The sequence below is a fragment of the Kitasatospora sp. NPDC059462 genome (assembly GCF_042749955.1).
In the GTDB taxonomy this organism is placed as follows: domain Bacteria; phylum Actinomycetota; class Actinomycetes; order Streptomycetales; family Streptomycetaceae; genus Kitasatospora.
On sequence record NZ_JBHYUU010000098.1, the window covers coordinates 1 to 22680 of the forward strand.

A 22680-nucleotide genomic window follows, 5' to 3' on the forward strand; every position below is an offset into this window, starting at 1 on the left:
CAGGCACTGGAGGCGATCGCCGCCCGGGAGGCCGAGGCCGCCGCCCGCGCGGCGGCCGAGAAGGCGGCGGCCGAGCGCGAGGCGGCGGAGCGGGCGGCCGCCGAGCAGGCCGCGGCGGAACAGGCCGCCCGGGAGGCCGAGGCCAGGGCCGCCGAGAAGGCGATGGCGGAGAAGGCGGCGGCCGAGAAGGCGGCCGCCGAAGCCGCCCGGGCCGCCGAAGCCGCGAAGAACACCCCGCCCGCCGCCTCCACCGCCGCACCCCCGCCGCCGCGCCCCTGGTCGGCCGACGGCGCGGCGGCGGCCATCGCCTTCGCCCGCGCCACGATCGGCCTGCCCTACGTCTGGGGCGGCGAGGGCCCGGGCGGCTACGACTGCTCCGGGCTGACCATGATGGCGTGGCGTCAGGGCGGCAAGCGCCTCAACCACTTCGCCGCCGACCAGTACGCCCAGTCCACCCCGGTCACCTACCGCCAGCTCCGCCCCGGCGACCTGGTCTTCTGGAGCACCACCGGCCGCGCCGCCGACATCCACCACGTCGGCCTCTACATCGGCGACGACCAGATGATCGAGGCCCCCCGGGCCGGCATGCCGGTCAAGCAGGCCAGCCTCTGGATCATGGGCACCCCGGACTTCTACGCCCGCCCCTGACCCGGCCCGGCCCCCTGACCCGGGCCGGGCGCGCGCTCGCCGCGTCAGGTCACCGGCAGGCACTCGGCGAGCAGGCCGAGGACGTCGCGCCAGGCGCGTTCCGCCTGCCGGGGGTGGTGGGCGACGCCGGGCCGCACGGCGTGGCCGACCGGCGGGTGGTGGAAGGCGTGCTCGGCCCCGCCGTAGACCACCAGGCGCCAGTCGACGTCCGCGGCCTGCATCTCGGCGGCGAACGCCTCGCGTTGGGCGGGCGCCATGATCGGGTCCTCCGACCCGACCCCGGCCCACACCGGGCAGCGGATGCGTTCCGTCTCGCCCGGCCGGCCCGTGACCAGGCCGTTGACCGTCCCGATCGCCCGCAGGTCCTCGCCGGCGCGTCCGAGTTCCAGCGCGATCGCGCCGCCGGTGCCGTAGCCGATGGCGGCGATCCGGCCGGGATCGGTCCGCGGTTCGTCGCGCAGCACGTCGAGGGCCGCGCGGCCGAGGTCCCGCAGCCGGTCGGGGTCGGCGAGCATGGGCATCACCCGCGCCAGCATCTCCTGCGGGTCGCTGATCCAGCGCCCGCCGTGCAGGTCGAAGGCGAAGACCACGTACCCCAGTTCGGCGAGGGCGTCGGCCCGTCGGCGCTGGACGTCGTTGAGGCCCGGCCCCTCGGGACCGAGCAGGACGGCGGGCCGGCGGCCGGTGCCGGCGGGCAGTGCGAGGTGCCCCAGCATCGTCAGTCCGTCGGCCGGATAGGCGATCGTGCGTGTGGTGACCGTCGTCATGGACCGGACGCTAGTGCGGCGCGGGCCGGCCCGGAACGGTCTTCGCCGTGGGCGGACAACGCGGCCGCGGGGCCGCCCGCCGCCCCGGAATAAATCGGGTGCCGTCGCCGAAATCCCGCCGTACGGTGAGCGAATGGGCAACGAGACGAACGGCGGTCCCGGTGATCCGGGCAGCGGCCGAGTGAAGGACCAGGGCGACGGCGTCGAGGGGATCGCGATCCGGGCGATCGGCGAGGACGAGGTCGAGGAGTGGGACCGCGCGCTCGCCGTCGGCTTCCTGCGCTCGCACGTCGGCCGGGCGACGGAGTTCCGCCGCCGCCAGTGGGAGCCGGGCCGGATGATCGGGGCGTTCGACGGCGACCGGATCGTCGCCACCTTCCGCAGCTTCGACGCCGAACTGACCGTCCCCGGCGGCGCGGTGGTCAAGGCCGACGCGATCACCGCGGTCACCGTGACCGCCACCCACCGGCGGCGCGGCCTGCTGCGCCGGATGATGACCGGGGACCTCGCGGCCGCCCGGGACCGCGGCGCCGCCGTCGCCATCCTGGTCGCCGCCGAGTACAACATCTACGGCCGCTACGGCTTCGGGCCCGCCACCCGCGGTCACGGCTGGAACATCGACCTGCTCCGCGCCGGCGGCCTGCGGGACGGCCTGCCCACCGTGCCCGGCGGGCGGATCGACCTGGTGAGCATGGCGGAGTTGCGTAAGACCGGTCCCGAGCTGTTCGACCGCTGGCGGGTGACCCAGCCCGGCGCGATCGACCGCGACGAGCTGACCTGGGCGCGCCACACCGGCGAGATCGAGGTCCCCGGCTTCGACTGGAAGGAGCCCTTCGCCGTCGTCCACCGGGACGCCGGGGGCACCCCCACCGGCCAGGCCGTCTACAAGATCGACGACACCTGGGACGGCTCCTACCCGAACTGCACCCTCACCGTCCTCGACTTCTTCGCGCTCGACCGGGCGACCGCCACCGAGCTGTGGCGCTACCTCTTCTCGGTCGACTGGGTGCGCAAGGTCGCGGTGGAGAACGTCGGCCCGGACGACCCGCTGCCGATGCTGCTGAAGGAGCCGCGCGCCGCCACCCCGCACGTCGAGAACGCCGACTTCATGTGGCTGCGGGTGCTGGACGTCGAGGCCGCCTTCAACGCCCGGACCTACGGCGCGCCCGGCCGTGTGGTGCTGGAGGTCGAGGACCGGGACGGCTACGCCGCCGGCCGCTGGGCGCTGGAGACCGCCGCCGACGGCACCGGCCGCTGCGTGCGGACCACCGACGAGGCCGATCTCGCGCTGGACGCCTCGGCGCTCGGCGCGCTCTACCTGGCCGGCGAGACGCTGCCGCGGCTCGCGGTGGCCGGCCGGGTCACCGAACTGCGCCCGGGCGCGGTGGCCGCCGCGGACCTCCAACTGCGCACGCCGCTGCTGTCCTGGAACATCGACGGCTTCTGACGGGCGCTCACCCCCGGCCCCCGCGGCCGGGGGTGGGGTCCACTACTTCACGGCGTTCTTCCCGATGGTGGGCAGGATGAAGTCCTGGATGAGGCCCTTGGCGTCGCGGACGATCGGCCGGAACACCCGGTAGCGGGAGAGGTTGATCACCCGGGCCGCCATGGGCGTGGACCGCCGCACGAACTCCCGGGTCCGCTCGGTGTCCTCGGTGCGGTCGAACACCCAGTAGAGCACCACGATCATGAGGTACAGCCAGAGCACGTCGGGCAGCAGCTCGACCAGCTCGGCGTCCAGCTTCGGTGCCAGTTCGGAGCCCTGCAGCACCTCGCGGAACAGCTCGACGGCCGTCGCCCGGGCCGGGTGGGACTCGTTGGAGAACGGGCTGAGCGAGCTGTTCGGGTCGGCGGCCGTGCGGAAGAACTGCGCCGAGAACTCGTGGTACGGGGCGGCCGTGTCGAGCCAGGAGGCAAGGGCGATCTCCAGGCGCTCGGAGAAGTCCCGGGTGTCCGCCATGCGACGCCTGGCGTCCGCCGCGTGGTCGTAGGTCATCCGGTCGTAGAACCCCTGGATCAGGAATTCCTTGGCCGAGAAGTAGTAGTAGGCGTTGCCGACCGAGACGCCCGCCTCGGTGGCGATGGCGCGCATGGTGGTCTTCTCGTAGCCGCGTTCCTGGAACAGCCGCATCGCGGTCTCCAGGATCAGCGCCCGGGTCTGCTCGCTCTTGTCGGTCTTGGGCTGCGCGCGGCTGCCGCGGGCCTCGGCGGAGCCCCCGGCCCCTCCGCCCGCGCCGGTGCTGCCCTTCGCCGTGCTCGTGCCGTTCGTCGCTGCCAGGTCGTCCACGGCCCCGAGCCTAGCCCGACCGGGTCAGTCCCAGCCGGTGTCGGCGCGTGCGGCACCGGATGCCCCCTCCGCATCCGGTGCCGCCGCCGTTCCCGCGATGGTTTCGAACGTGTTCAAAGTCATGGGCCGACCCTAGGTCATCACTTGAACGTGTTCAAGGTCGGGTGGGATGCTGGACGCATGATCACCGTGATCCGGCAGGGCTCCGCCCGGGACGCCGGCGCCGTCGCCGAACTGCACGCCGACAGCTGGCGCACCGCGTACGCCGGCATCGTCCCCGACGAGGCCCTCGGCGACGGGCTGGCCGCCGAGCGGCGCGAGATCTGGGAGCTGCGGCTGGCCGCCGACTACGGCGGCCCGGAGACGACCCCCGAGCTGCTGATCGCCGAACGGGACGGTGCGGTCGTCGGGTTCGCCTACCTGGTGCCGCACTGGGACGGCCGGATCCTGCTCGACAACCTGCACGTCCGCCCCGGGCTGACCGGCGGCGGCATCGGCCGCGAGCTCCTGGACGCCGCCCGGACCCACACGGCCCGCCGTCACCCCGGGACCGACCTCTACCTGGAGGTGCTCCAGGCCAACACCCGGGCGGTCGCCTTCTACGAGCGCGAGGGCGCCCACCGCACCCGCGTGGGCGAGGGCGAGTTCCCCGGCGGCCACCTGCTGCCGGAGTACGAGTACACCTGGCCGGCCTCCGACCTGGCGCGTCACTGGTCGTAGACCGTCACCGGAACCCCCCGGTCGGCCAGCCGGGCCCTCACCAGCGGCTCCACCGACTCCCAGCGCCCGCCCGCGAGCCCGCACCCGATCCGCGGCATGTGCACGGAGGCGCCCAGGCCGAGCGCCTGCCCGCCCAGCGTCGCCAGCGCGGTGTCGATCGCCTCGTAGCGCACCGGCGGCCCGGAGGAGCGGCCCGTGCGGATGCCCCGCTGGCCGATCAGGTTGGCCACCCAGAGGGACTCCCCGACCCGTACCAACTGCACGGCGCCGAGCCCGAAGTCGTTCGACGCCCGCTCCCGGTGCCACCGCCGGTACGCCGCCTCCGGCTCGCTCCAGCGGTTCGAGAGCGCGAGGACGAACCCCTTCCCCCACCCCCCGAGGTCGTTGCAGACGTGCGCGATCACCTTCACGCCCTTGCCCCCGGGCGCCGTGGCATCGCCCCGGACATACGTGATGGTGCTCGTCTCCGTCATGCCCCGAACGCTAGCGCGCCCCACTGACAAGGCGTTCGGGCTTCCCGGCCGGGGCGGCGCCGTCGACCGGGGCAGCGCCGTCGGCAGGGGCGGCGCCGTCCGCCGGGGCGACCAGGTGGCGGCGGCCCGCGAGGGCGATCAGCAGGGCGAGCGCCGCGGCCCCGGCCGGGATCCAGTAGCCGGTGCCGGGCCCGGCGTGCTCGGCGAGGGCGCCGGCCAGCGCCGAGCCGCCCGAGATGCCGACCAGGATGCCGGACACCGCGACGGCCATGCCCTCGTTCAACTGCCGCCGCGGCAGCATCTCCTGGAGCAGCGTCATGCCGGTGACCATGGTCGGCGCGGTCCCCGCCCCGGCCGTGAACAGCGCGACCCCGAGCAGCGCGAGCCCCGCGCCGCCCAGCCCGGCGGCCAGCGGCAGGAGCAGCAGCCCCGCCATCGCCGCGACGCCCCGCAGGAAGCGGGTGCCCGCCGGTCCGCCCGGCCGCAGCGTGCCGAAGACCAGCCCGGCTACGCAGGACCCGGCCGCCACCAGGGCCAGCAGGCCGCCCGCGACCGGCCGGTGCCCCAGCGCGTCCGCGTAGGCGACGGTGGTCAGGTCCAGCGCGCCGAAGACCATGCCGGTGCTGAGGAAGGTCAGGGTCAGCACCCGCAGGACCGGGACCCGCAGCGGCGAGCCGTGCCGTCCGCCGGCCGGGCGGGCGGCGAGCGGCGGCTCGGTGCGGCGCTGGGCCGCGAAGAGCAGCGCGCCGGTCGCGCCGAGCCCGCCGGCGGCGAGCAGTCCGGCCTCCGGCGCGAGCGTGGTGCACAGCACCATGCCGAGCACCGGCCCGGCCATGAAGCAGAGTTCGTCCAGCACCTGTTCGAAGGAGTTGGCGAGGTGCAGCGCGTCCGGCTCGTCCCGCAGCAGGTGGGCCCAGCGGGCCCGGGCCATGCCGCCGAGGTTCGGCGCCGCCGCCCCGGCCGCCCAGCAGGCGTAGAGCGTCCAGTCGGGCGCCCCGGTGCGGACGCAGAGCAGCAGCGCGCAGAGCGGCACCACGTTGTAGAGCGCCGCCGGGACGGTGACCTTCGACTGCCCGAACCGGTCGACCAGCCGGCCGATCATCGGCATGCCGACCGCCCCGGTGATCAGCCCGGCCGCCCCGACGGTGCCCGCCAGCGCGTACGAGCCGCGCCGTTCGGCGAGCAGCACCACCAGGGAGACGCCGGTCATCGACAGCGAGAGCCGGCCGAGCAGCCCGGCCAGGGTGAAGGCGGCGGTGCCGGGGCGGGCGAACAGGCGTCGGTACGGGGCGAGGGCGGGCACGGGACTCCGGCGGACGAGGGGGCGGGTGGAAGGTCCCCAGCCTCGGGCCGCCGGCCGTGCGCGGTCCAACACCTGTTCTGCCGCATTGACAACAGAACGATGTCGATGTGGCCGGGAGGAAGCGGGACCGCCCGGCCCGGGCGCGTTGCTAGCCTGCCGCCATGCCCCGTGACCTGCACCCCCGCCTGCTCCGCGGTTTCGTCGCGACCGCCGAGACGCTGCACTTCGGGCGGGCCGCCGAACGCCTGCACGTGGCCCAGCAGGCGCTCAGCCGGGACGTCCGGACGCTGGAGCGGCTGCTCGGCGACGCGCTGTTCACCCGCACCACCCGCAGCGTCGAACTCACCGCGGCCGGGCACGGGCTGCTGCCCAGGGCGCGCCGGCTGCTGGCGCTGCACGACGAGATTGTGGCCGGCGCCGCGCACCGTCCGCTGCTGCTCGACCTCAACAGCGATGTCACCGGGCCTGACCTCACCGGTGACCGGCTGCTCCAACGGGCCCGCGACGCCTGGCCGGAGGGCGAACTGCTGGCCCGCTTCCTCGGCGGTCTGGCGGCCGCCGCCGACGAACTGCTCGCCCACCGGCTGGACGTCTCGTTCGGCCGCTTCTCCGGCCTGCCGGCCGGGGTGCGTGCCCGACTCGCCCAGCGTCCGGTCCGGTTGGAGCGGATGTCGGTGATGATGGCGGCCGGTCATCCGCTCGCCGGCCGGGCGTTCCTGCGGCCGGCCGATCTGGCCGGTCATCCGGTGGACGTCTGCGCGGGCAACCCGGCCACCACCGAGTGGGCCGACCTCGGTCTGCGGCTGCTGCGCGAGCACGGTCTGACGCCGGCGGTGCCGCGCGTCCCGCCGGTGGGGGTGGAGGAGACGGCCCGCTACCTCGCCCGGCACGGGGACCCGATGCTGACCACGGTCGGCGGCCCGGTGCTGCCGGGCGCGGTGAACGTGCCGCTGGCCGGTCCGGTGCCGCTCAGCCTGGTGAGCCTGGTGCACCGCCCGGACCTGCGGCATCCCGGGCTGGCCGCGCTGCTCGCCGCGGCCGCCGAACTCGGCGCGCGCGAGGACTGGTTGCGGCGGCCGGCGGGCAGCTGGCTGCCGGCCCCGGACGCCGCGCTGCTGGCGCCCTGAGCGCTCCGCCGGCCGGGCGCGGAGCCCCCGGCGACGGCGGTGTACGAACCTGTCCGGGATCAGGAATCACCCGGCGCCGGACGGTTGTTCGAGCCGGAGACGGCTCCACCCCTGCCGCTCGGGGGTCGGCAGGGGTGGGGCCGGGTGCGGACGCGCAGGTGCTGGGGGAGCGGGCTGCGCGTCCGCGGTCGGGGTGGGCCCGCAGGGCCCGGTGCGGAGCTCGGCCGGGTCAGGCCGCCTTCACGGCGGAGATGTCGAAGGTGAGCTTCACCTTCTCGCCGATCAGCACGCCGCCGGTCTCCAGCGCCGCGTTGTAGGTCAGGCCCCAGTCGGTGCGGTCCAGGACGGCCTTGCCCTCGAAGCCGACCCGGTCCACGCCGTAGGCGTCGACGGCGGCACCCGTGTACTCCAGGTCCAGGACGATCGGGCGGGTGACGTCCTTGATGGTCAGGTTGCCGGTCATCCGGTAGGAGTCGTCGCGCAGCCGCTCGGCGGAGGTGCTGCGGAAGCTCATCTCGGGGAAGGTCTCGGCGGCGAAGAAGTCGCTGGTGCGCAGGTGCTCGTCGCGCTGGGACTGGTTGGTGTCGATGCTGCCGACCTTGATGGTCAGCTCGGCGCTGGAGTTGGTCGGCGTGCTGCCGTCGAGGTGCAGCTTGCCGTCGTACTCGGTGAAGCGGCCCTTGACGTTGGTGACCATCGCGTGGCGGACGGAGAAGCCGATCTCGCTGTGGGTGGCGTCGATGGTCCAGTCACCGGAGAGGTGGCCGAGGTCCGGGCCCTCGGTGACGGCGACGGCGGTGGGGGTCGCGGTGGCGGTGGTGTTCTTGTTGCGGTTGAAAAGGCCCATGGCTCCTCCTCGGGTTCGAAGCCACTTGTTTAGGCTTCAACTTGTTGGCTCCACTGTAGCCCGACTTCGTTCAAAGTTCAACCACTGGAATCGGGGGCCGTCGACGGGGCCGGAACCGGTCCGGCCGTCCGGGCTTGACCCTCGACCCGGTCGAGGCCCCAGAGTCCTTGCCATGGAGAGCGACCTGCGCAGCATCGGAGAGCTGGCCCGCGACAGCGGTCTGAGCGTGAGCGCCCTGCGTTTCTACGACGGCGCCGACGTGCTCACCCCCGCCCGGGTCGACCCGCGCACCGGCTACCGCTGGTACGCGCCCGGCCAGCTCGCCGACGCCCGGCTGCTCGCGCGGCTGCGCCGGGTCGGCCTGCCGCTGGCCGGCATCCGGGCCGTGCTCGGCGCGGCCCCCGGCGGCGGCGCGGCCCACCGGGTGCTCGACGCGCACCTGCGCCGGCTGGAGGACGGCCTCGCCGACGCGCGCCGGGAGCTCTCCCTGATCCGTCGGCTGATCGACCAGAGGGAGAACCCGATGACCACCACCCCCGCCGAGTACCGCTTCACCGTCCCCGCCCGCGCCCTGGCCGAAGCCCTGGACGCGGTCCGCTTCGCCGTCGGCGGCGACCCCGGGCTGCCGGTCCTCGCCGGCGTGCTGTTCGACCTGGACGGCGGCCTGCTGCGGCTGGTCGCCAGTGACCGCTACCGGCTGGCCCTCGCCGAGGTCCCCGTCGGGAGTTCCGTCGACGCCCCGGTGGCCGAGGCCCCCGCGGACGGCGTCTCCGTGGACGGCCTCTCCACGGACGGCCCGTCCGCGGCCGCGATCGTGCCGGCCGCCCTGGCCGACGCCCTCCGCGCCCTGCTCGGCTCCGCCACCGGCGCGGTCGAGCTGGCGCTCGGCGGTGGGGCGGTGCGGATCGAGGTGGACGGCCACCGCATCGAGGGTGCCGCTCTCGACCACGACTACCCCGACTACCGCGCGCTGGTCCGGCTGGATCCCGTCCGCCGGGTCGGGCTGCCCGCCGCCGACCTGCGCGCGGTGGTCGCCTCCGCCCCGACCCGCAGCCTTCCGTCCGGCCCGGACGGCGCCGACTGCGAGGTCGCCGTCCTGGCCGTCGACGAGGCCGGCCGCCTGACCGTCGCCGCCCCCGACGCGGACGGCGATGCGGACGGCGGCGCGGACGCCGGTGCCGGGGTTCCGGGGCCGGACGCCCTCCGGGTGGCGGTCAACCGGGACTTCCTGCTGGAGGCCCTCCCGGCCGGAGCCGACGGCCCGCTCGTCCTCGAACTCGGCGGCCCGATCGCCCCCCTCGCCATCCGCACCCCCGGCCGGCCCGGCACCTTCTCCGTCCTGATGCCGGTCCGCCTCCCGGCCTGACCCGGTCTGACCCGGTCTGACCCGGCGGACCCCGCCCGGGCCCGGTCCGGCCCGGTCCGGTCCGGCCCGGCCCGGGGGGGTGTTTGCTGGTGCTAGCGCCGCGCTTGCAAAAGCAAGCAGCCTGGGGCAGGGTGGTCGCATGGCCTCCCTGAACGTCGGCTCGCTGGGCGAGTACATCCGCGAACAGCGGCGCAACGCGCAGTACTCGCTGCGGCAGCTGGCGGAGGCCGCCGGCGTGTCCAACCCCTACCTCAGCCAGATCGAGCGAGGGTTGCGCAAGCCGAGCGCGGAGATCCTGCAGCAGATCGCCAAGGCGCTGCGGATCTCGGCGGAGACGCTCTACGTCCAGGCCGGGATCCTGGAGGAGCGGCGTGGTGAGGGCCTGGAACTGCGGGCCTCGATCCTGGCCGACCCACTGATCAACGAGCAGCAGAAGCAGGCGCTGCTCGCGGTCTACGACGCCTTCCTCAAGGAGAACGCCGCCGGGAAACCGTCCGGCGCGGACGAGGGTGCGGGCGGGAGCGCGGACGAGCACGAGGGCAAGGCACCCTAGACACCACGGGAGGACCGGCCGTGCCGATCACGGACGACATCAAGAAGACCCTGACCGACCCCACCCCGCTGTACGCCCTCGCCGGCGCCGGGGACCTCGCCTACCGGAAGCTGCGGGAGGTGCCGGGCAGGGTCGAGGCCCTCGCGGCCGACCGCAAGGGCGCCCAGGAGAAGGCGACTGCCCGGCTGGCCGAGGCCCAGGCCCGGCTCGCCGAGGCGCAGACCAGGGTCACCGACACGGTCGGCGCACTGCCGGCCGACCTCAAGGTCCTGCAGGAGAAGGCGCAGACCTTCGCGCTCCAGCAGGTCGGCCGCGCCGTCGAGCTGGCGGTGAAGGCCAAGGAGACCTACGACGGGCTGGCCGAGCGCGGCAAGGTCGCGGTCGACCGCGGGCGCGGCGACGGGGCCGTCGAGGAGGCGATCGCCGAGCGGATCGACGCGGAGGCGGACGGGGCCGAGCTCGTCGAGGGCGAGCTGGTCGACGACCCGGCGCCCGCCGCCCCCAAGCGCGGCCGGGCCCGCAAGAACGCGGAGTAGCGCCCGAGGGGCCCGGGCGCATTCTGCGCCGCCGGGTCGTTGACCCCTTGGCGGACGCCCCGCCGTGCCAGGATGGACGGACGGGGTGCCGCAGCGAGACGAGGAGGCCGTGATGGGCGGAGTGGCCCAGATTCTGTTCCTGGACTACCTGAATCCGTTCTGGTGGCTGGCCGTCGCCATCCTGGGCTACAAGCTGTTCGCGCTGATCGACGCCGCCACCCGTCCGGAGGACGCCTACCGGGCCGCGGACAAGAAGACCAAGGGCTTCTGGCTCGCGGTCCTCGGCATCGCGTTCGGGCTGGACCTGCTGTTCGGCGCGAACTTCATGACCAGTTTCCTCACCCTGGCGGGCCTGGTCGCCGCGATCGTCTACGTGGTCGACGTCCGCCCGGCGATCCGGGCGCTCACCAACCGGGGCGGCGGCCGGGGCGACCAGCGCAACATGGGGCCGTACGGGCCCTGGTGACGGCGGAACGGGCGAGCCCCGGCGTCCGGCGGGTCCACCCGCCCGGACACCGGGGCTCGTTGGCGTTCCGGGCCCGGCGCGTCCGGGGCCCGTGCGGCCGTCTCAGCCCAGCAGCAGCTGCACCGGGTTGCGCTCCAGCAGCAGCACCGCGACGTCGTCCGTCAGGGCGCCGCCGTTCAGCTCCTCGACCTCGGCGATCGCGCTGTCGACCAGCCGGCCCCGGGTGAGCCCGGCGGACTGGTGGTCACCGATGAGGTCGGCCAGGCCGTCCTGGCCGAGGCGGCGGGATCCGGCGCCGATCCGGCCCTCGATCAGCCCGTCGGTGTAGAGCAGCAGCCGCCAGCCGGGGCGCAGCTCGAACCGGTGGGCCGGCCAGACGGCCTGCCCGTCGTCGCAGGGGAGCAGGCCGAGCGCGGGGCCGGCGTGGTCGGCGGGCAGGCCGATCGGGGTGTGGTCCTCGCCGAGCAGCAGCGGCGGCGGGTGGCCGGCGAGGTGGAGCCGGGCCCGTTCGGCGGCCTCCGGGGCCTCGGCGTCGGCCGGCTCGATGCTCAGCATGCAGAGCGTCGCGAAGATCTCGTCGCTGCGCCGTTCGTGTTCCAGCACGTGTTGCAGCGTGGTCAGCAGGGTCTCGCCGGTGAGTCCGGCGAAGACCAGGGTCCGCCACGCTATCCGCAGCGCCACGCCGAGCGCGGCCTCGTCGGGGCCGTGGCCGCAGACGTCGCCGATCACCACGTGGACGGTGCCGTCCTCGGTGCGCACGGCGTCGTAGAAGTCGCCGCCGAGCAGGGCGCGGCGGCGGCCGGGGCGGTAGCGGCGGGTGAAGGAGAGGTTGGCGCCGTCGAGCAGCGGGGTGGGCAGCAGGTGGCGCTGCAGCCGGGCGTTCTCCTGGCCGCGCAGCTCGGCCTCGACGAGCCGGCGCTGCGACTCGTCGGCGCGCTTGCGCTCGACGGCGTAGCGCAGGGCGCGGGCCAGCAGCGGGCCGTCCGTCTCGTCCTTGACCAGGAAGTCCTGGGCGCCGGCGGCCACGGCGGCCGCGCCGAGTTCGGCTCCGGCGGCGTCGGTGAGCACCACGACGGCGGTGTGCGGGGCCCGGCGGAGCAGTTCGTGCAGGCCCTCCAGGCCGTCCGAGGGGTCGGAGGGGTGCGGCAGGTCGGCGGACGCGGCGAGGTCGAGCAGGACGCAGCTGAAGTCGCCGCGGAGGGGGTCGGGGGTGCGGGAGCGGCCGCGCCGGGAGCCGGGCGCGGCGGGGGCGAGCAGCGCGAAGGCCTGGGCGAGGCCGCGGGTCCAGTGGATCTCGATCGGGGCGCCGCTGTCGGCCACCGCGGCCTTGAGCAGCTGGGCGTCGGTGGCGTCGTCCTCGATCACCAGCAGCTTCAGCGGGGCGCCGGCGGCGGGCTCACGGACGGCGGGCGCGGGGGCGGCCGGGAGCGCGGGCGCGGCGTCCGACCGGGGGTGGGGTATCGGCGCGGGCGCCGTGGCCGGGCCGGCCGGCTGCCGGGGCGGTGCGGGGGAGTGGTCGGGGGCGGGCCGTTCGTGCTCGGACCGTTCGAGGGCGGGTCCGGGGCGGGCGCCGTTCCGGGCGTCCGGCGGGTCCGCGGCACCAGGTGCCCGCCCGTCTCCCGTTGCGGGCATCGGCTGATCCTCCCTTTCCCCGCATGCGTAACGGCCGGCGTCCGTCCGCAGTGCCCGCTTGGCACCCTGCGTCGGGGAACTTCTCGCGACCATAACGTGATCTCCGGGGATTTCTCTGACCGACCGGCACCGGTGTGGCTGGTGCCACGCCGGTGGCGGTGTGTTGGATGGACGGCGGGGGTACGAGTCGGGGCCGGTTCCGGCGGGTGCCGGGCCGGGCGAGGGAAGGGATGATGCGATGACGACGCGGATCACTCTGGTCGAGGGTGACATCACGGCACAGCAGGTGGACGTCGTCGTGAACGCGGCGAATTCCTCCCTGCTGGGCGGCGGTGGGGTGGACGGCGCGATCCACCGCCGGGGCGGGCCGCGGATCCTGGACGAGTGTCGCGCGCTGCGGGCCTCGCGGTACGGGCGGGGGCTGCCCACCGGGCAGGCGGTGGCGACCACGGCCGGCGACCTGCCGGCCCGCTGGGTGGTGCACACCGTGGGGCCGGTCTACCTGGCGGACGAGTACGAGGAGCGGGCGGGGTTGCTGGCCTCCTGCTACCGCGCGTCGCTCCGGGTGGCGGCGGAGCTGGGCGCGCGCACGGTGGCCTTCCCGGCCGTGTCGGCCGGGATCTTCGGGTGGCCGCCTGCGGACGCGGCCAGGATCGCGCTCGGCACCGTCGCGGCGGTGACGGCGGAGCCGGGGGGCGGGCCGGAGGAGGTGCGGTTCGTGTTGTTCGGACCGGAGATGCACGGGGTGTTCGAGGAGGTCGGACGGGAGCTGGGGCTGACGGGACGGGAGTGAGCACCCGGCCGGTCCCATGGTGGCGTGACGAGGCGTCAACACGCCAGAGATATTCGATAACTCGTTCGAGTGAAACCGTGGACTCGATCACCGGGCCCGGCCGGGCGGCGGAGCCGGCCGCTCGCCGGACCGCTCAGGGGGCCAGGGCCGTCCACGGCAGGGTGACCTCGCCCTGCCGCCACCGCCCGCGCGCGTCCACCAGCGGCCACGCCCCGGCCAGCGAGGTGCAGGCCGCCACCCAGCGCTGCCGGGCGCCGAACGCCCCGTACGGCGCGGCCGCCGCCCAGGCGCGGTCGAAGTCGCGCAGGAAGGCGTGCACCGGCCGCCCCGGCACGTTGTGGTGGATCAGCGCCTTGGGCAGCCGTTCGGCCAGGTCGGAGGGCCGGTCGAGGCCGCCCAGCCGGGCCGCGAAGGTCACCGTCCGCGGGCCCTGCGGGCCGAGCGCCACCCAGACGTGCCGGCGGCCGATCTCGTCGCAGGTGCCCTCGACCAGCAGCCCGTCCGGGGCCAGCCGGCCGCACAGCCGCTCCCAGACCCCGGCCACCGCCGACTCGTCGTACTGCCGCAGCACGTTGGCGGCCCGGATCAGCAGGGCGGGCGCGCCGCCGTCCAGCGGCACCTCGAAGCCGCCGCGCCGGAAGGTCAGCAGCGGCGGCACCGCGTACGGCAGCGCCGCGGCGACCCGGGCCGGTTCGATCTCGATCCCGACCACCCGGACGTCCGGCCGCACCGCCCGCAGCCGCCCGGACAGCTCGACGGCCGTCCACGGCGCCGCGCCGTAGCCGAGGTCGACGGCGACCGGCGGGTGCTCGGCGGAGCGCAGCGCGGGCCCGAGCGCGTGGGCGATCCAGCGGTCCATCCGGCGCAGCCGGTTGGTGTTGGTGGTGCCGCGGGTGACGGTGCCCACCGGCCGCCCGGCCCGTCCGCGGGCGGGCGCGCTCACGGTGTCGGGGGAGGAGGCGGCCATGCCCCACAGGGTACGGGCCCGGCGGTGGCGGCCGGCGGCGCGGCCCGGGCGCGGTCCGCTCCGGTCCCGGCGTGGCCCATCTCATGCCCCGGCCCGGGAATGCCGGTCGACGATCGCGTGGTTGGCAGACTGGTGGTGGTGTGTGCCCGGACGGGGCAGCGGGCCGGCGTACCGCACCGGGCGTCGGCGGCTGTGCGGCGCGCGGGCGGCAGCGCAACACCGGACAGCAGGCAGAACAGCAGGCGGCAGGCAAGCAGGGCTGCCGAGGCGGGCAGTACACGAGGAGGCTCCAGCCAGGTGATCCAGCACCCCGTCCGTTCGGTACGCCGTGCCCAGCCGGCCACGCCCGCGCGCGGCCGGATCCAGTCGCTCGTCCAGGGCGGCCGCCGCCGCCCGCGCCGGATAGCCATGCTCAGCGTCCACACCTCCCCGCTGCACCAGCCGGGGACGGGCGACGCGGGCGGCATGAACGTCTACATCGTGGAGCTGGCCAAGCGCCTGGCCGAGCTCAACATCGAGGTCGAGGTGTTCACCCGGGCGATCTGCTCGGACGACGCGCCCACCGTGGAGCTGGCCCCGGGCGTGCTGGTCCGGCACGTCACGGCGGGCCCGTACGAGGGCCTGCTGAAGGAGGACCTGCCGGCCCAGCTGTGCGCCTTCACCCACGGCGTGCTGCGCACCGAGGCCGGCCACCGTCCCGGCCACTACGACCTGGTGCACTCGCACTACTGGCTCTCCGGCCAGGTCGGCTGGCTGGCCGCCCAGCGCTGGGGCGTGCCGCTGGTGCACACCATGCACACCATGGCCAAGGTGAAGAACGCGGCGCTGGCGGAGGGCGACACCCCCGAGCCGCCGGCCCGGGTGATCGGCGAGACCCAGGTGGTGGAGGCGGCCGACCGGCTGATCGCCAACACCACCGAGGAGGCCGCCGAGCTGGCCCGGTTCTACGCGGCGCGCCCCGACCAGCTGGCCGTCGTCCACCCGGGCGTCAACCTGGACGTGTTCCGCCCGGCGGCCCCGGGCACCGCGGAGGCCCGCCGGGCCGCCCGGGCCCGGCTCGGGCTGCCCGCCGACGCCGCGGTGCTGCTCTTCGCCGGCCGCATCCAGCCGCTGAAGGCCCCGGACGTGCTGCTGCGCGCGGTCGCCGTCCTGCTGGAGCGGCGCCCCGAGCTGCGCGAACGGCTGGTGGTGCCGGTGGTCGGCGGCCCGTCCGGCACCGGGCTGGCGCGGCCGGAGAGCCTGCACAAGCTGGCCGCCCAGCTGGGCATCGGCGACGTGGTGCGGTTCCACCCGCCGGTGGGCCAGGCGCTGCTCGCCGAGTGGTACCGGGCCGCGACGGCGCTGGTGATGCCCTCGTACAGCGAGTCGTTCGGGCTGGTCGCGCTGGAGGCCCAGGCCTGCGGCACACCGGTGGTGGCGGCCGCGGTGGGCGGCCTGCCGGTCGCCGTCCGGGACGGCGAGACGGGCACCCTGGTGGGCGGCCACGACCCGGTGGACTGGTCGCACGCGCTGGAGCCGTACGTCACCGACCCGGAGCTGGTGGCCCGGCGCGGCGCGGCGGCGGCCCGGCACGCGGCCGGCTTCGGCTGGGACACCGCCGCCGCGACCACCGCCGAGGTGTACGCCGGCAGCCTGGTCCGGTCGATCGGCCGGCTCGCCGGGGCGCGCCAGCGGCGGGCCTGAGCCGCGCGGCGGCCGCGTCCGGTGCGCTGCTGCGCGCGGAGGTACCGCCGAGTAACGTCACCCCCATGGCAATCCGCACCAAGGACGAGGCCCTGACCCTCCTGCGCACCGCCCTGGACGAGGCCGGGGTGGCCTGGGAGCCGGCCCCCACCGACCCGTACACCCTGGTGGCGACGCTCCCCGGCACCCGGAAGCTGAGCACCACCTGCGCCCTGCGGGTCGGCGACCACACCCTCTCGGTGAACGCCTTCGTGGTCCGCCGCCCGGACGAGAACCACGAGGCGGTCTACCGCTGGCTGCTGGAGCGCAACACCCGGCTCTACGGCGTGGCGTACGCGGTCGACCGGCTGGGGGACGTCTACCTGGCGGGCCGGCTGCCCCTGGAGGCGCTGACCCCGCAGAGCGTGGACCGGCTGCTGGGCACGGTGCTGGAGAACGCCGACGAGCCGTTCAACACGCTGCTGGAGCTGGGCTTCGCCACGGCGATCCGGCGGGAGTGGGAGTGGCGCACCAAGCGCGGGGAGTCCACCCGCAACCTGGCCGCCTTCGCCCACCTCGCCGCCCCGGCCGAGGCGCCGGCCGCCGAGTAGGGGACGGTCGGGGGCGTCAGCCGCCCGCCGCGGCCCGCTCCGGCCCGGCGGCCGGCGCCGTGCCCGGAACCTTCACGGTGCCCGGGACCGCGTCCGCGACCTGTGCCGCGCCCGGGACCGGGGCCGCCTCCACCACCACCGCGGACTTCGCCAGCGCCGCCCCCGGCCGCCGCCCGAGCAGCACGTACCCGCCGGCGGCCACCGTGCCGAGCACCGCGCACGCCCCCCACATCACCCCGCTGCCGGCCCGCTCCAGCAGCACCCCGCCCACCGCCGGGCCGAGGAACGAGGCGAACGACCAGGAGAGCGAGTACACGCCCTGGTAGCGGCCGCGCGCCTCGGCCGGCGACAGCTCGGCGACCAGGCCCATCATGGTCGGCGCGTTGAGGATCTCGCCGAGCGTCCAGACCGCCACGGTGAAGGCGTAGAACCAGGCGGAGGAGCCGGCCAGCGCGGTCAGCCCGAAGCCCCAGCCGATGAACAGCGCGCTGGCGACCAGCAGGGCGGTGCGGTCCCGGCCCTCCATCCAGCGGGTGATCGGGATCTGCAGCACCACGATCAGCAGGCCGTTGAGCCCGATCACCAGGCCGTACTGGGTGGAGGTGATGCCGGCCCGGCCCATGTCCACGGCCAGCGTGGTGGAGCCCTGCTGGGCGACCAGGGCGAGCAGCAGGTTGAGCACCACCACCGCCATGAAGCGGCCGTCCTGGAACACCTCGGCGAGTCCGATCGCCGGCCGCTGCGCCGCTCCGCCCCCGGCCGCCGCGGGCGTCTTCGACGCCTCGGGCCTGGTCTCGGGGATCCGCACGAAGATGACGACCGCGCAGACCACCGTGGAGAGCGCGTCCAGCAGGAAGAGCGTGAGGTAGCCGTGGGTGGCGATCAGTCCGGCGACCGCCGCGGAGAGGCCGAAGCCGATGTTGATCGCCCAGTAGTTGAGCGCGAAGGCGCGGACCCGGTCCTCGGCGGGCACGATGTCCGCGATGATCGCCGAGGTCGCCGGCCGGGTCGCGTTGTTGCAGAAGCCGACCAGGAAGGCGACCACCGCGATGGCCACCTGCCCGTCGGTGAAGCCGAGCAGCGCGGTGAACAGGGCGGTCCCGAGCTGGGCGGCGACCAGGGTCGGCCGCCGGCCGATCCGGTCCGCCAGCACCCCGGCGACGACCGAGGCGAACGCCGAGCCCAGGCCGAACAGCGCGGCGACCAGGCCCGCGTACGAGGCCGAGTAGCCCCGTTCGGTGGTCAAGTAGAGTGCCAGGAAAGTGACGACGAACGCGCCCAGCTTGTTGATGAGCGTGCTGGTCCAGAGCCACCAGAACTGGCGCGGCAGCCCGGTCACCGCCTCGGCGACGGCTCTGGAGACGCGGGCGGACAGGGCGGAGTCGGGCATGTGGGGGCTCCCGGGCAGGCTGACGTCCGCTGAGCCGCACGGGCAGGACCGCTCAGCGGGAGGGTAAGAGTCTCTGGCGCGGAGCACACCTTACTCGCAGCGGCGAGGTCCCGGCCAGGGGGTTTTCCGGGCTCCACTAAGCTGGGGGCCATGGCTGACACGACGTACCGACTCATCCTGCTCCGCCACGGCGAGAGCCAGTGGAACCAGAAGAACCTGTTCACCGGTTGGGTCGACGTCGACCTCAACGAGAAGGGCGAGAAGGAGGCCGCGCGCGGTGGCGAACTGCTCGCCGCCGAGGGCTTCCTCCCGGACGTGCTGCACACCTCGCTGCTGCGCCGCGCCATCCGCACCTCGCAGATCGCCCTGGACAAGGCCGACCGCCACTGGATCCCGGTCAGCCGCAGCTGGCGCCTGAACGAGCGGCACTACGGCGCGCTCCAGGGCAAGGACAAGGCCCAGACCCTGGCCGAGTTCGGCGAGGAGCAGTTCCAGCTCTGGCGCCGCTCGTACGACACCCCGCCGCCGGTGCTGGCCGACGACGCCGAGTACTCGCAGGCCGGCGACGCCCGCTACGCCGAGATCCCGAGCGAGCTGCGTCCGCGCACCGAGTGCCTCAAGGACGTCGTCGACCGGATGCTGCCGTACTGGTACGACGCCATCGTCCCGGACCTCGCCGCGGGCCGGACCGTCCTGGTGACCGCCCACGGCAACAGCCTGCGCGCGCTGGTCAAGCACCTCGACGGCATCTCCGACGCCGACATCGCCGGCCTCAACATCCCGACCGGCATCCCGCTGGTCTACGAGCTGGACGCCGACTTCAAGCCGCTCACCAGGGGCGGCCGCTACCTCGACGCCGAAGCCGCCGCCGCCGCGATCGAGGCCGTCAAGAACCAGGGCAAGAAGTAAGCCGCTTGCCGCTACGGCCCCCCACCTGCGCCGATCGCGCCGGTGCGGGGCCGTCGTCGTTCCCGGGCCGCCTGCGGGCCGGGGCCTTTCGTGGGCAACTCGGTTGTGGGTGGGGCGAGTTCACCGTGCCGTAAAAATGGTTCAGACCATTGACGGTGCCGGTGGCGGCTCCTACCGTGTGAGCACCGACCCGGCGCAGGCATGCCATCCCCCACGCGCGCGTGTCCGCGCCCGGCGCACTCTCCATCCACCCCCACGGAGGAGCACCATGCGCACACGTCATGTCGTCGGAGCCGTGATCGCCGCCCTCGCGGTGCCGGTCGCGGTCGCCCTGCCGGCGCAGTCACACGGCTACATCACCACTCCGCCCAGCAGGGCCGCGCTCTGCGGTGCGGGCACGGTGACCGGATGCGGCGACATCCGCTGGGAACCGCAGAGCGTCGAGGGCACGAAGGGCTTCCCGGCCTCGGGGCCGGCCGACGGCACCATCTGTGCCGGGGGCAACAGCCGGTTCGCCGAGCTGGACGACCCGCGCGGCGGCGCCTGGCCGGCGACCGCCGTCTCGGCGGGCCAGCGGCTGACCTTCACCTGGCGGTTCACCGCCCGGCACGCCACGTCCGGCTTCCGGTACTACCTGACCAAGCCCGGCTACAGCGCCACGCAGAAGGTCACCCGGGCCAACCTGGAGCTGACCCCGTTCCTGAACGTCCCCTACAACGGCACCCAGGTGCCCAGCACGCTCAGCCACACCGCGACGCTGCCGTCCGGCCGGACCGGTCACCACGTGGTCGTCGCGGTCTGGGACGTCGCGGACACCGGCAACGCCTTCTACTCCTGCACCGACGTCACCTTCTGACGCAGCGGACCCCGTCGGCGCCCCGGCGGTGAAGGAGACCGGGGTGCACGGCCGTCTCCCACGGCAGCCGTGCACCCCGGAGCTCCGCGGCGGCACCGGCGGGAGGGACGGACGACCGCCTCAGTGGCCGCAGCAGCCGCCGTCGACCCCGCCGCACTGGCAGGGTGCGCCGGACTGGCAGCCGCAGCCGCAGCCCGGTCCGCAGCCGCAGCCGGCCGCGAGGACGGGCAGCAGCTTCGGGGCGGGTGGTTCGATGGTCTCGGGAGCCGATGCCGGGCCGGTCGGGTTTGCCTTCATCGCGCTGACCCCTCCTTCTGACGGGCACACCTCGGTGCCTACGGGTTCGAGTGAAACCGCAGACCGGAGGGAGCGTCAACGGGCGCGCAGTGGTGGGGAGTCCGGCCGTCCGTGCTTCCCCACCACCCCGGCCCGGGGGTTTACCGCGCCCGCGTTCACCGCGCCCGCGTGTGCCCGGGACCGCGCCCGGAGGTCACTCGACCGCGGCCGCCGCCTCGGTGGCCGCGACGAACTCGTCCACGTGCTCGCCGGTCACCAGGTACACCACGCGCTTGGCCACCGAGACCGCGTGGTCGGCGAACCGCTCGTAGTAGCGGCCGACCAGGGTGACGTCCACCGCGGTCTCGATACCGTGGTGCCAGCGCTCGTCGATGAGGTGCGCGAACAGCTCGCGGTGCAGCGCGTCGATCGCGTCGTCGTCCTGCTCCAGCTCCAGCGCCTTGTCGACGTCCTTGGTGGCGATCACCAGGCCGGCCTTGGCGACCAGCCGCTGCGCGAGCTGCCCCATCTCCAGGACGGTCGCGTGCAGGTCGCCGGGGACGGCCGACTCGGGGTAGCGCAGCCGGGCGACCTTGGCGACGTGCTGGGCGAGGTCGCCGCAGCGCTCCAGGTCGGAGCTCATCCGCAGCGAGGTGACGACGATGCGCAGGTCGGTGGCGACCGGCTGCTGACGGGCGAGCAGGTCGATCGCCCGGTTCTCCAGCTCGTGGTGCAGGTCGTTGATCTTCTCGTCGGCGGCGATCACGCTCTCCGCCAGCGCCAGGTCCGCGTCGAGGAGCGCGGTGGTGGCCCGCCCGAGGGCCGAACCGACCAGCCGGGCCATCTCGACCAGGCTGTCGCCGATCGAGTCGAGTTCCTCGTGGTACGCGTCGCGCATGTTCTCTCCTCAGTAGCTGTGTCGGTGGCGGTGCCGACCGGTCATCCGGTACGACGCTCCGAACGACGTATGGATGGCCGCTGCTGGTGGCGCGCATCGTACGCGCACACCCCGGGGCGGCGGATGGCCGTCCGGCCGGACCGCCCCTCCCACACGGGCTCCGACGCCCACTCTCGGCCGTCCGGGCGACCACGCACGACCCGTTCGGTGAACCGGCAGCTACTTGAAGGTGAATTCTCGGCAACGCGTGGCCGATCCCTTGATCGGGCCCATGGGGAGTGCTCGCACCGTGCGCTTAGGCTGGCGTCATGGACGTGAACGTGGCCGCCGCCGCTGCCTGCGCCATAGCCGGGCTCGGCGTCGGCCTCACGGCCTCGATCGCCTTCCGTTGGAGCGAGCGCGAGCAGGCCAGGGGCAGGTACGGCGGAACCAACCGCAGCCAGGGCCGCAACCAGGGCCTGGGCCCCGCGCAGGAACCCCCGCTGCCCCCGGGGGTCGACACCGTGCTCTCCGTGCTGCGGTCCTGCGCGATCGTGCTCGGCGAGAGCGACGACGTGGTCAAGGCCAGCTCGGCGGCCTACGCGATGGGCCTGGTGCGCGGCGGCGCGGTCGCCGTCGACCAGCTGCTCGCGCTGGCCCGCTCCACCCGCCGGGACGGCGAGATCCGCCAGCTCGAACTGGAGCTGCCCCGCCCGGGTGCGGCGCGCGCCGTCGAACCGCTCGCGGTCTCGGCCCGGGTCGCCCCGCTGGGCTCCCGGCTGGTGCTGGTGCTGGTCGAGGACCAGACCGAGCGCCGCCGGGTGGAGGCGGTCCGCCGCGACTTCGTCGCCAACGTCAGCCATGAGCTCAAGACCCCGGTCGGCGCGCTCTCGCTGCTCTCCGAGGCGGTCGCGGACGCGTCCGACGACCCGGAGGCGGTGCAGCGCTTCGCCGGCCGGATGCAGATCGAGGCGACCAGGCTGGCCAGCCTGGTCCAGGAGATCATCGACCTCTCCCGGGTCCAGGACGACCGGCTGATGGTCGACCCGGAGCCGGTCGCGGTGGACGAGCTGATCGCCGAGGCGATCGACCGCTGCCGCCAGCAGGCCGCCGCCAAGCAGATCCTCATCGCGGCCGGCGGCATCGCCGGCCTCTACCTGCACGGCAACCGCGGCCAGCTCGCCGCGGCGCTCGGCAACCTCGTCGAGAACGCCGTCAACTACAGCCCGCCGCGGACCAGGGTCGCGATCGCCACCCGCCGGATCTCCAGCGCCGCCGCGCTGGGCGAGGCCGACGGCGAGCTCATCGAGATCTCGGTGACCGACCAGGGCATCGGCATCTCCGAGAAGGACCGCGAACGGGTCTTCGAACGCTTCTACCGGGTCGACCCCGCACGCTCCCGGCAGACCGGCGGCACCGGCCTCGGCCTCTCCATCGTCAAGCACGTGGCCGCCTCGCACGGCGGCACCGTGTCGGTGTGGAGCGTCGAGGGCCAGGGCTCCACCTTCACCCTCCGCCTGCCCGCCGGGCAGGCCCCCGTGGACCGGCCCCGTGCGGGGGAGTCCGCGGAACCCCTGTCAGAAACAACCCCCCAGCTTGCCCCGGAGGCCTGAT

24 protein-coding genes are annotated in these 22680 nt (G+C 74.8%); 14 read left to right on the forward strand and 10 right to left on the reverse strand.

What is annotated here, in order from left to right:
• The coding region (locus ACFXAM_RS23235) for a C40 family peptidase (RefSeq protein WP_380294141.1) at nucleotides 1-648 on the forward strand (648 nt) is incomplete at its 5' end.
• 44 nt (nucleotides 649-692) lie between these two features.
• Here the strand turns inward: ACFXAM_RS23235 and ACFXAM_RS23240 are convergent.
• Complete coding sequence (locus ACFXAM_RS23240) at nucleotides 693-1415, reverse strand: dienelactone hydrolase family protein (protein WP_380294142.1); 723 nt, start codon at nucleotides 1413-1415, stop codon at nucleotides 693-695.
• A gap of 133 nt (nucleotides 1416-1548) precedes the next feature.
• On the opposite strand from ACFXAM_RS23240, the gene ACFXAM_RS23245 reads away from it, so the two are divergent.
• Nucleotides 1549-2862, forward strand: coding sequence for a GNAT family N-acetyltransferase (locus ACFXAM_RS23245; RefSeq protein ID WP_380294143.1), 1314 nt, complete (start codon nucleotides 1549-1551; stop codon nucleotides 2860-2862).
• A 42-nt stretch (nucleotides 2863-2904) separates the two neighbouring features.
• On the opposite strand, the gene ACFXAM_RS23250 is transcribed toward ACFXAM_RS23245, so the two are convergent.
• Nucleotides 2905-3702 carry a TetR family transcriptional regulator gene (locus ACFXAM_RS23250; protein WP_380294144.1) on the reverse strand — a complete coding sequence of 266 codons (798 nt, stop codon included), beginning with the start codon at nucleotides 3700-3702 and terminating at the stop codon, nucleotides 2905-2907.
• Between the two features lie 180 nt (nucleotides 3703-3882).
• On the opposite strand from ACFXAM_RS23250, the gene ACFXAM_RS23255 reads away from it, so the two are divergent.
• Complete coding sequence (locus ACFXAM_RS23255; protein WP_380294145.1) at nucleotides 3883-4422, forward strand: GNAT family N-acetyltransferase; 540 nt, start codon at nucleotides 3883-3885, stop codon at nucleotides 4420-4422.
• Here ACFXAM_RS23255 and ACFXAM_RS23260 read toward each other — a convergent pair.
• Entirely contained in the window at nucleotides 4410-4895 is a 486-nt protein-coding gene (locus ACFXAM_RS23260) for a macro domain-containing protein (RefSeq protein WP_380294146.1), read from the reverse strand. The two genes, ACFXAM_RS23255 and ACFXAM_RS23260, sit on opposite strands and share 13 nt — an antisense overlap.
• A gap of 10 nt (nucleotides 4896-4905) precedes the next feature.
• Entirely contained in the window at nucleotides 4906-6198 is a 1293-nt protein-coding gene (locus tag ACFXAM_RS23265) for an MFS transporter (RefSeq protein ID WP_380294147.1), read from the reverse strand.
• Between the two features lie 161 nt (nucleotides 6199-6359).
• Between ACFXAM_RS23265 and ACFXAM_RS23270 the strand changes: the two genes are divergently transcribed.
• Nucleotides 6360-7325 (forward strand): LysR family transcriptional regulator, encoded by a 966-nt coding sequence (locus ACFXAM_RS23270; RefSeq protein WP_380294148.1) that lies wholly within the window; start codon nucleotides 6360-6362, stop codon nucleotides 7323-7325.
• A gap of 229 nt (nucleotides 7326-7554) precedes the next feature.
• Here ACFXAM_RS23270 and ACFXAM_RS23275 read toward each other — a convergent pair whose 3' ends face one another.
• Nucleotides 7555-8172 carry a YceI family protein gene (locus ACFXAM_RS23275; protein WP_380294149.1) on the reverse strand — a complete coding sequence of 206 codons (618 nt, stop codon included), beginning with the start codon at nucleotides 8170-8172 and terminating at the stop codon, nucleotides 7555-7557.
• Between the two features lie 172 nt (nucleotides 8173-8344).
• Here ACFXAM_RS23275 and ACFXAM_RS23280 point away from each other — a divergent pair, with 172 nt between their 5' ends.
• The 4 genes from ACFXAM_RS23280 (at nucleotide 8345) to ACFXAM_RS23295 (ending at nucleotide 11093) form a co-directional block, all read left to right on the forward strand.
• Complete coding sequence (locus ACFXAM_RS23280) at nucleotides 8345-9538, forward strand: MerR family transcriptional regulator (RefSeq protein ID WP_380294150.1); 1194 nt, start codon at nucleotides 8345-8347, stop codon at nucleotides 9536-9538.
• 139 nt (nucleotides 9539-9677) lie between these two features.
• Nucleotides 9678-10091 (forward strand): helix-turn-helix domain-containing protein, encoded by a 414-nt coding sequence (locus ACFXAM_RS23285; RefSeq protein WP_376097080.1) that lies wholly within the window; start codon nucleotides 9678-9680, stop codon nucleotides 10089-10091.
• 20 nt (nucleotides 10092-10111) lie between these two features.
• Nucleotides 10112-10627 carry a hypothetical protein gene (locus ACFXAM_RS23290; protein ID WP_380294151.1) on the forward strand — a complete coding sequence of 172 codons (516 nt, stop codon included), beginning with the start codon at nucleotides 10112-10114 and terminating at the stop codon, nucleotides 10625-10627.
• A gap of 112 nt (nucleotides 10628-10739) precedes the next feature.
• Entirely contained in the window at nucleotides 10740-11093 is a 354-nt protein-coding gene (locus ACFXAM_RS23295) for a DUF2516 family protein (RefSeq protein WP_380229649.1), read from the forward strand.
• Between the two features lie 102 nt (nucleotides 11094-11195).
• Here the strand turns inward: ACFXAM_RS23295 and ACFXAM_RS23300 are convergent, their stop codons facing one another.
• The gene (locus tag ACFXAM_RS23300) at nucleotides 11196-12725 is read right to left on the reverse strand and encodes a SpoIIE family protein phosphatase (protein WP_380294152.1); all 1530 of its coding nucleotides are present in this window, start codon (nucleotides 12723-12725) and stop codon (nucleotides 11196-11198) included.
• Between the two features lie 238 nt (nucleotides 12726-12963).
• On the opposite strand from ACFXAM_RS23300, the gene ACFXAM_RS23305 reads away from it, so the two are divergent.
• Nucleotides 12964-13518 carry an O-acetyl-ADP-ribose deacetylase gene (locus tag ACFXAM_RS23305; RefSeq protein WP_380294153.1) on the forward strand — a complete coding sequence of 185 codons (555 nt, stop codon included), beginning with the start codon at nucleotides 12964-12966 and terminating at the stop codon, nucleotides 13516-13518.
• A 133-nt stretch (nucleotides 13519-13651) separates the two neighbouring features.
• On the opposite strand, the gene ACFXAM_RS23310 is transcribed toward ACFXAM_RS23305, so the two are convergent.
• Complete coding sequence (locus ACFXAM_RS23310; RefSeq protein ID WP_380294154.1) at nucleotides 13652-14485, reverse strand: class I SAM-dependent methyltransferase; 834 nt, start codon at nucleotides 14483-14485, stop codon at nucleotides 13652-13654.
• 360 nt (nucleotides 14486-14845) lie between these two features.
• Between ACFXAM_RS23310 and mshA the strand changes: the two genes are divergently transcribed.
• Together mshA and ACFXAM_RS23320 are read left to right on the forward strand one after the other, a co-directional pair.
• The gene (gene mshA, locus ACFXAM_RS23315; RefSeq protein WP_380294166.1) at nucleotides 14846-16168 is read left to right on the forward strand and encodes a D-inositol-3-phosphate glycosyltransferase; all 1323 of its coding nucleotides are present in this window, start codon (nucleotides 14846-14848) and stop codon (nucleotides 16166-16168) included.
• 65 nt (nucleotides 16169-16233) lie between these two features.
• Entirely contained in the window at nucleotides 16234-16758 is a 525-nt protein-coding gene (locus ACFXAM_RS23320; RefSeq protein WP_380294155.1) for a YbjN domain-containing protein, read from the forward strand.
• A gap of 16 nt (nucleotides 16759-16774) precedes the next feature.
• Here ACFXAM_RS23320 and ACFXAM_RS23325 read toward each other — a convergent pair whose 3' ends face one another.
• Nucleotides 16775-18148, reverse strand: coding sequence for an MDR family MFS transporter (locus ACFXAM_RS23325; protein ID WP_380294156.1), 1374 nt, complete (start codon nucleotides 18146-18148; stop codon nucleotides 16775-16777).
• A 150-nt stretch (nucleotides 18149-18298) separates the two neighbouring features.
• Between ACFXAM_RS23325 and ACFXAM_RS23330 the strand changes: the two genes are divergently transcribed.
• Both ACFXAM_RS23330 and ACFXAM_RS23335 read left to right on the forward strand, forming a co-directional pair.
• A complete protein-coding gene (locus tag ACFXAM_RS23330) occupies nucleotides 18299-19057 on the forward strand; it encodes a phosphoglyceromutase (protein ID WP_380294157.1) in 759 nt (252 codons plus the stop codon).
• Between the two features lie 268 nt (nucleotides 19058-19325).
• Nucleotides 19326-19913 (forward strand): lytic polysaccharide monooxygenase, encoded by a 588-nt coding sequence (locus tag ACFXAM_RS23335; RefSeq protein WP_380294158.1) that lies wholly within the window; start codon nucleotides 19326-19328, stop codon nucleotides 19911-19913.
• 120 nt (nucleotides 19914-20033) lie between these two features.
• Here the strand turns inward: ACFXAM_RS23335 and ACFXAM_RS23340 are convergent, their stop codons facing one another.
• Together ACFXAM_RS23340 and phoU are read right to left on the reverse strand one after the other, a co-directional pair.
• Entirely contained in the window at nucleotides 20034-20210 is a 177-nt protein-coding gene (locus ACFXAM_RS23340; RefSeq protein ID WP_376097053.1) for a hypothetical protein, read from the reverse strand.
• A gap of 193 nt (nucleotides 20211-20403) precedes the next feature.
• Nucleotides 20404-21087 (reverse strand): phosphate signaling complex protein PhoU, encoded by a 684-nt coding sequence (gene phoU / locus ACFXAM_RS23345; protein WP_380294159.1) that lies wholly within the window; start codon nucleotides 21085-21087, stop codon nucleotides 20404-20406.
• A gap of 308 nt (nucleotides 21088-21395) precedes the next feature.
• On the opposite strand from phoU, the gene ACFXAM_RS23350 reads away from it, so the two are divergent.
• Nucleotides 21396-22679, forward strand: coding sequence for a sensor histidine kinase (locus ACFXAM_RS23350; protein WP_380294160.1), 1284 nt, complete (start codon nucleotides 21396-21398; stop codon nucleotides 22677-22679).
• The last annotated feature ends 1 nt before the right edge of the window (nucleotide 22680 follow it).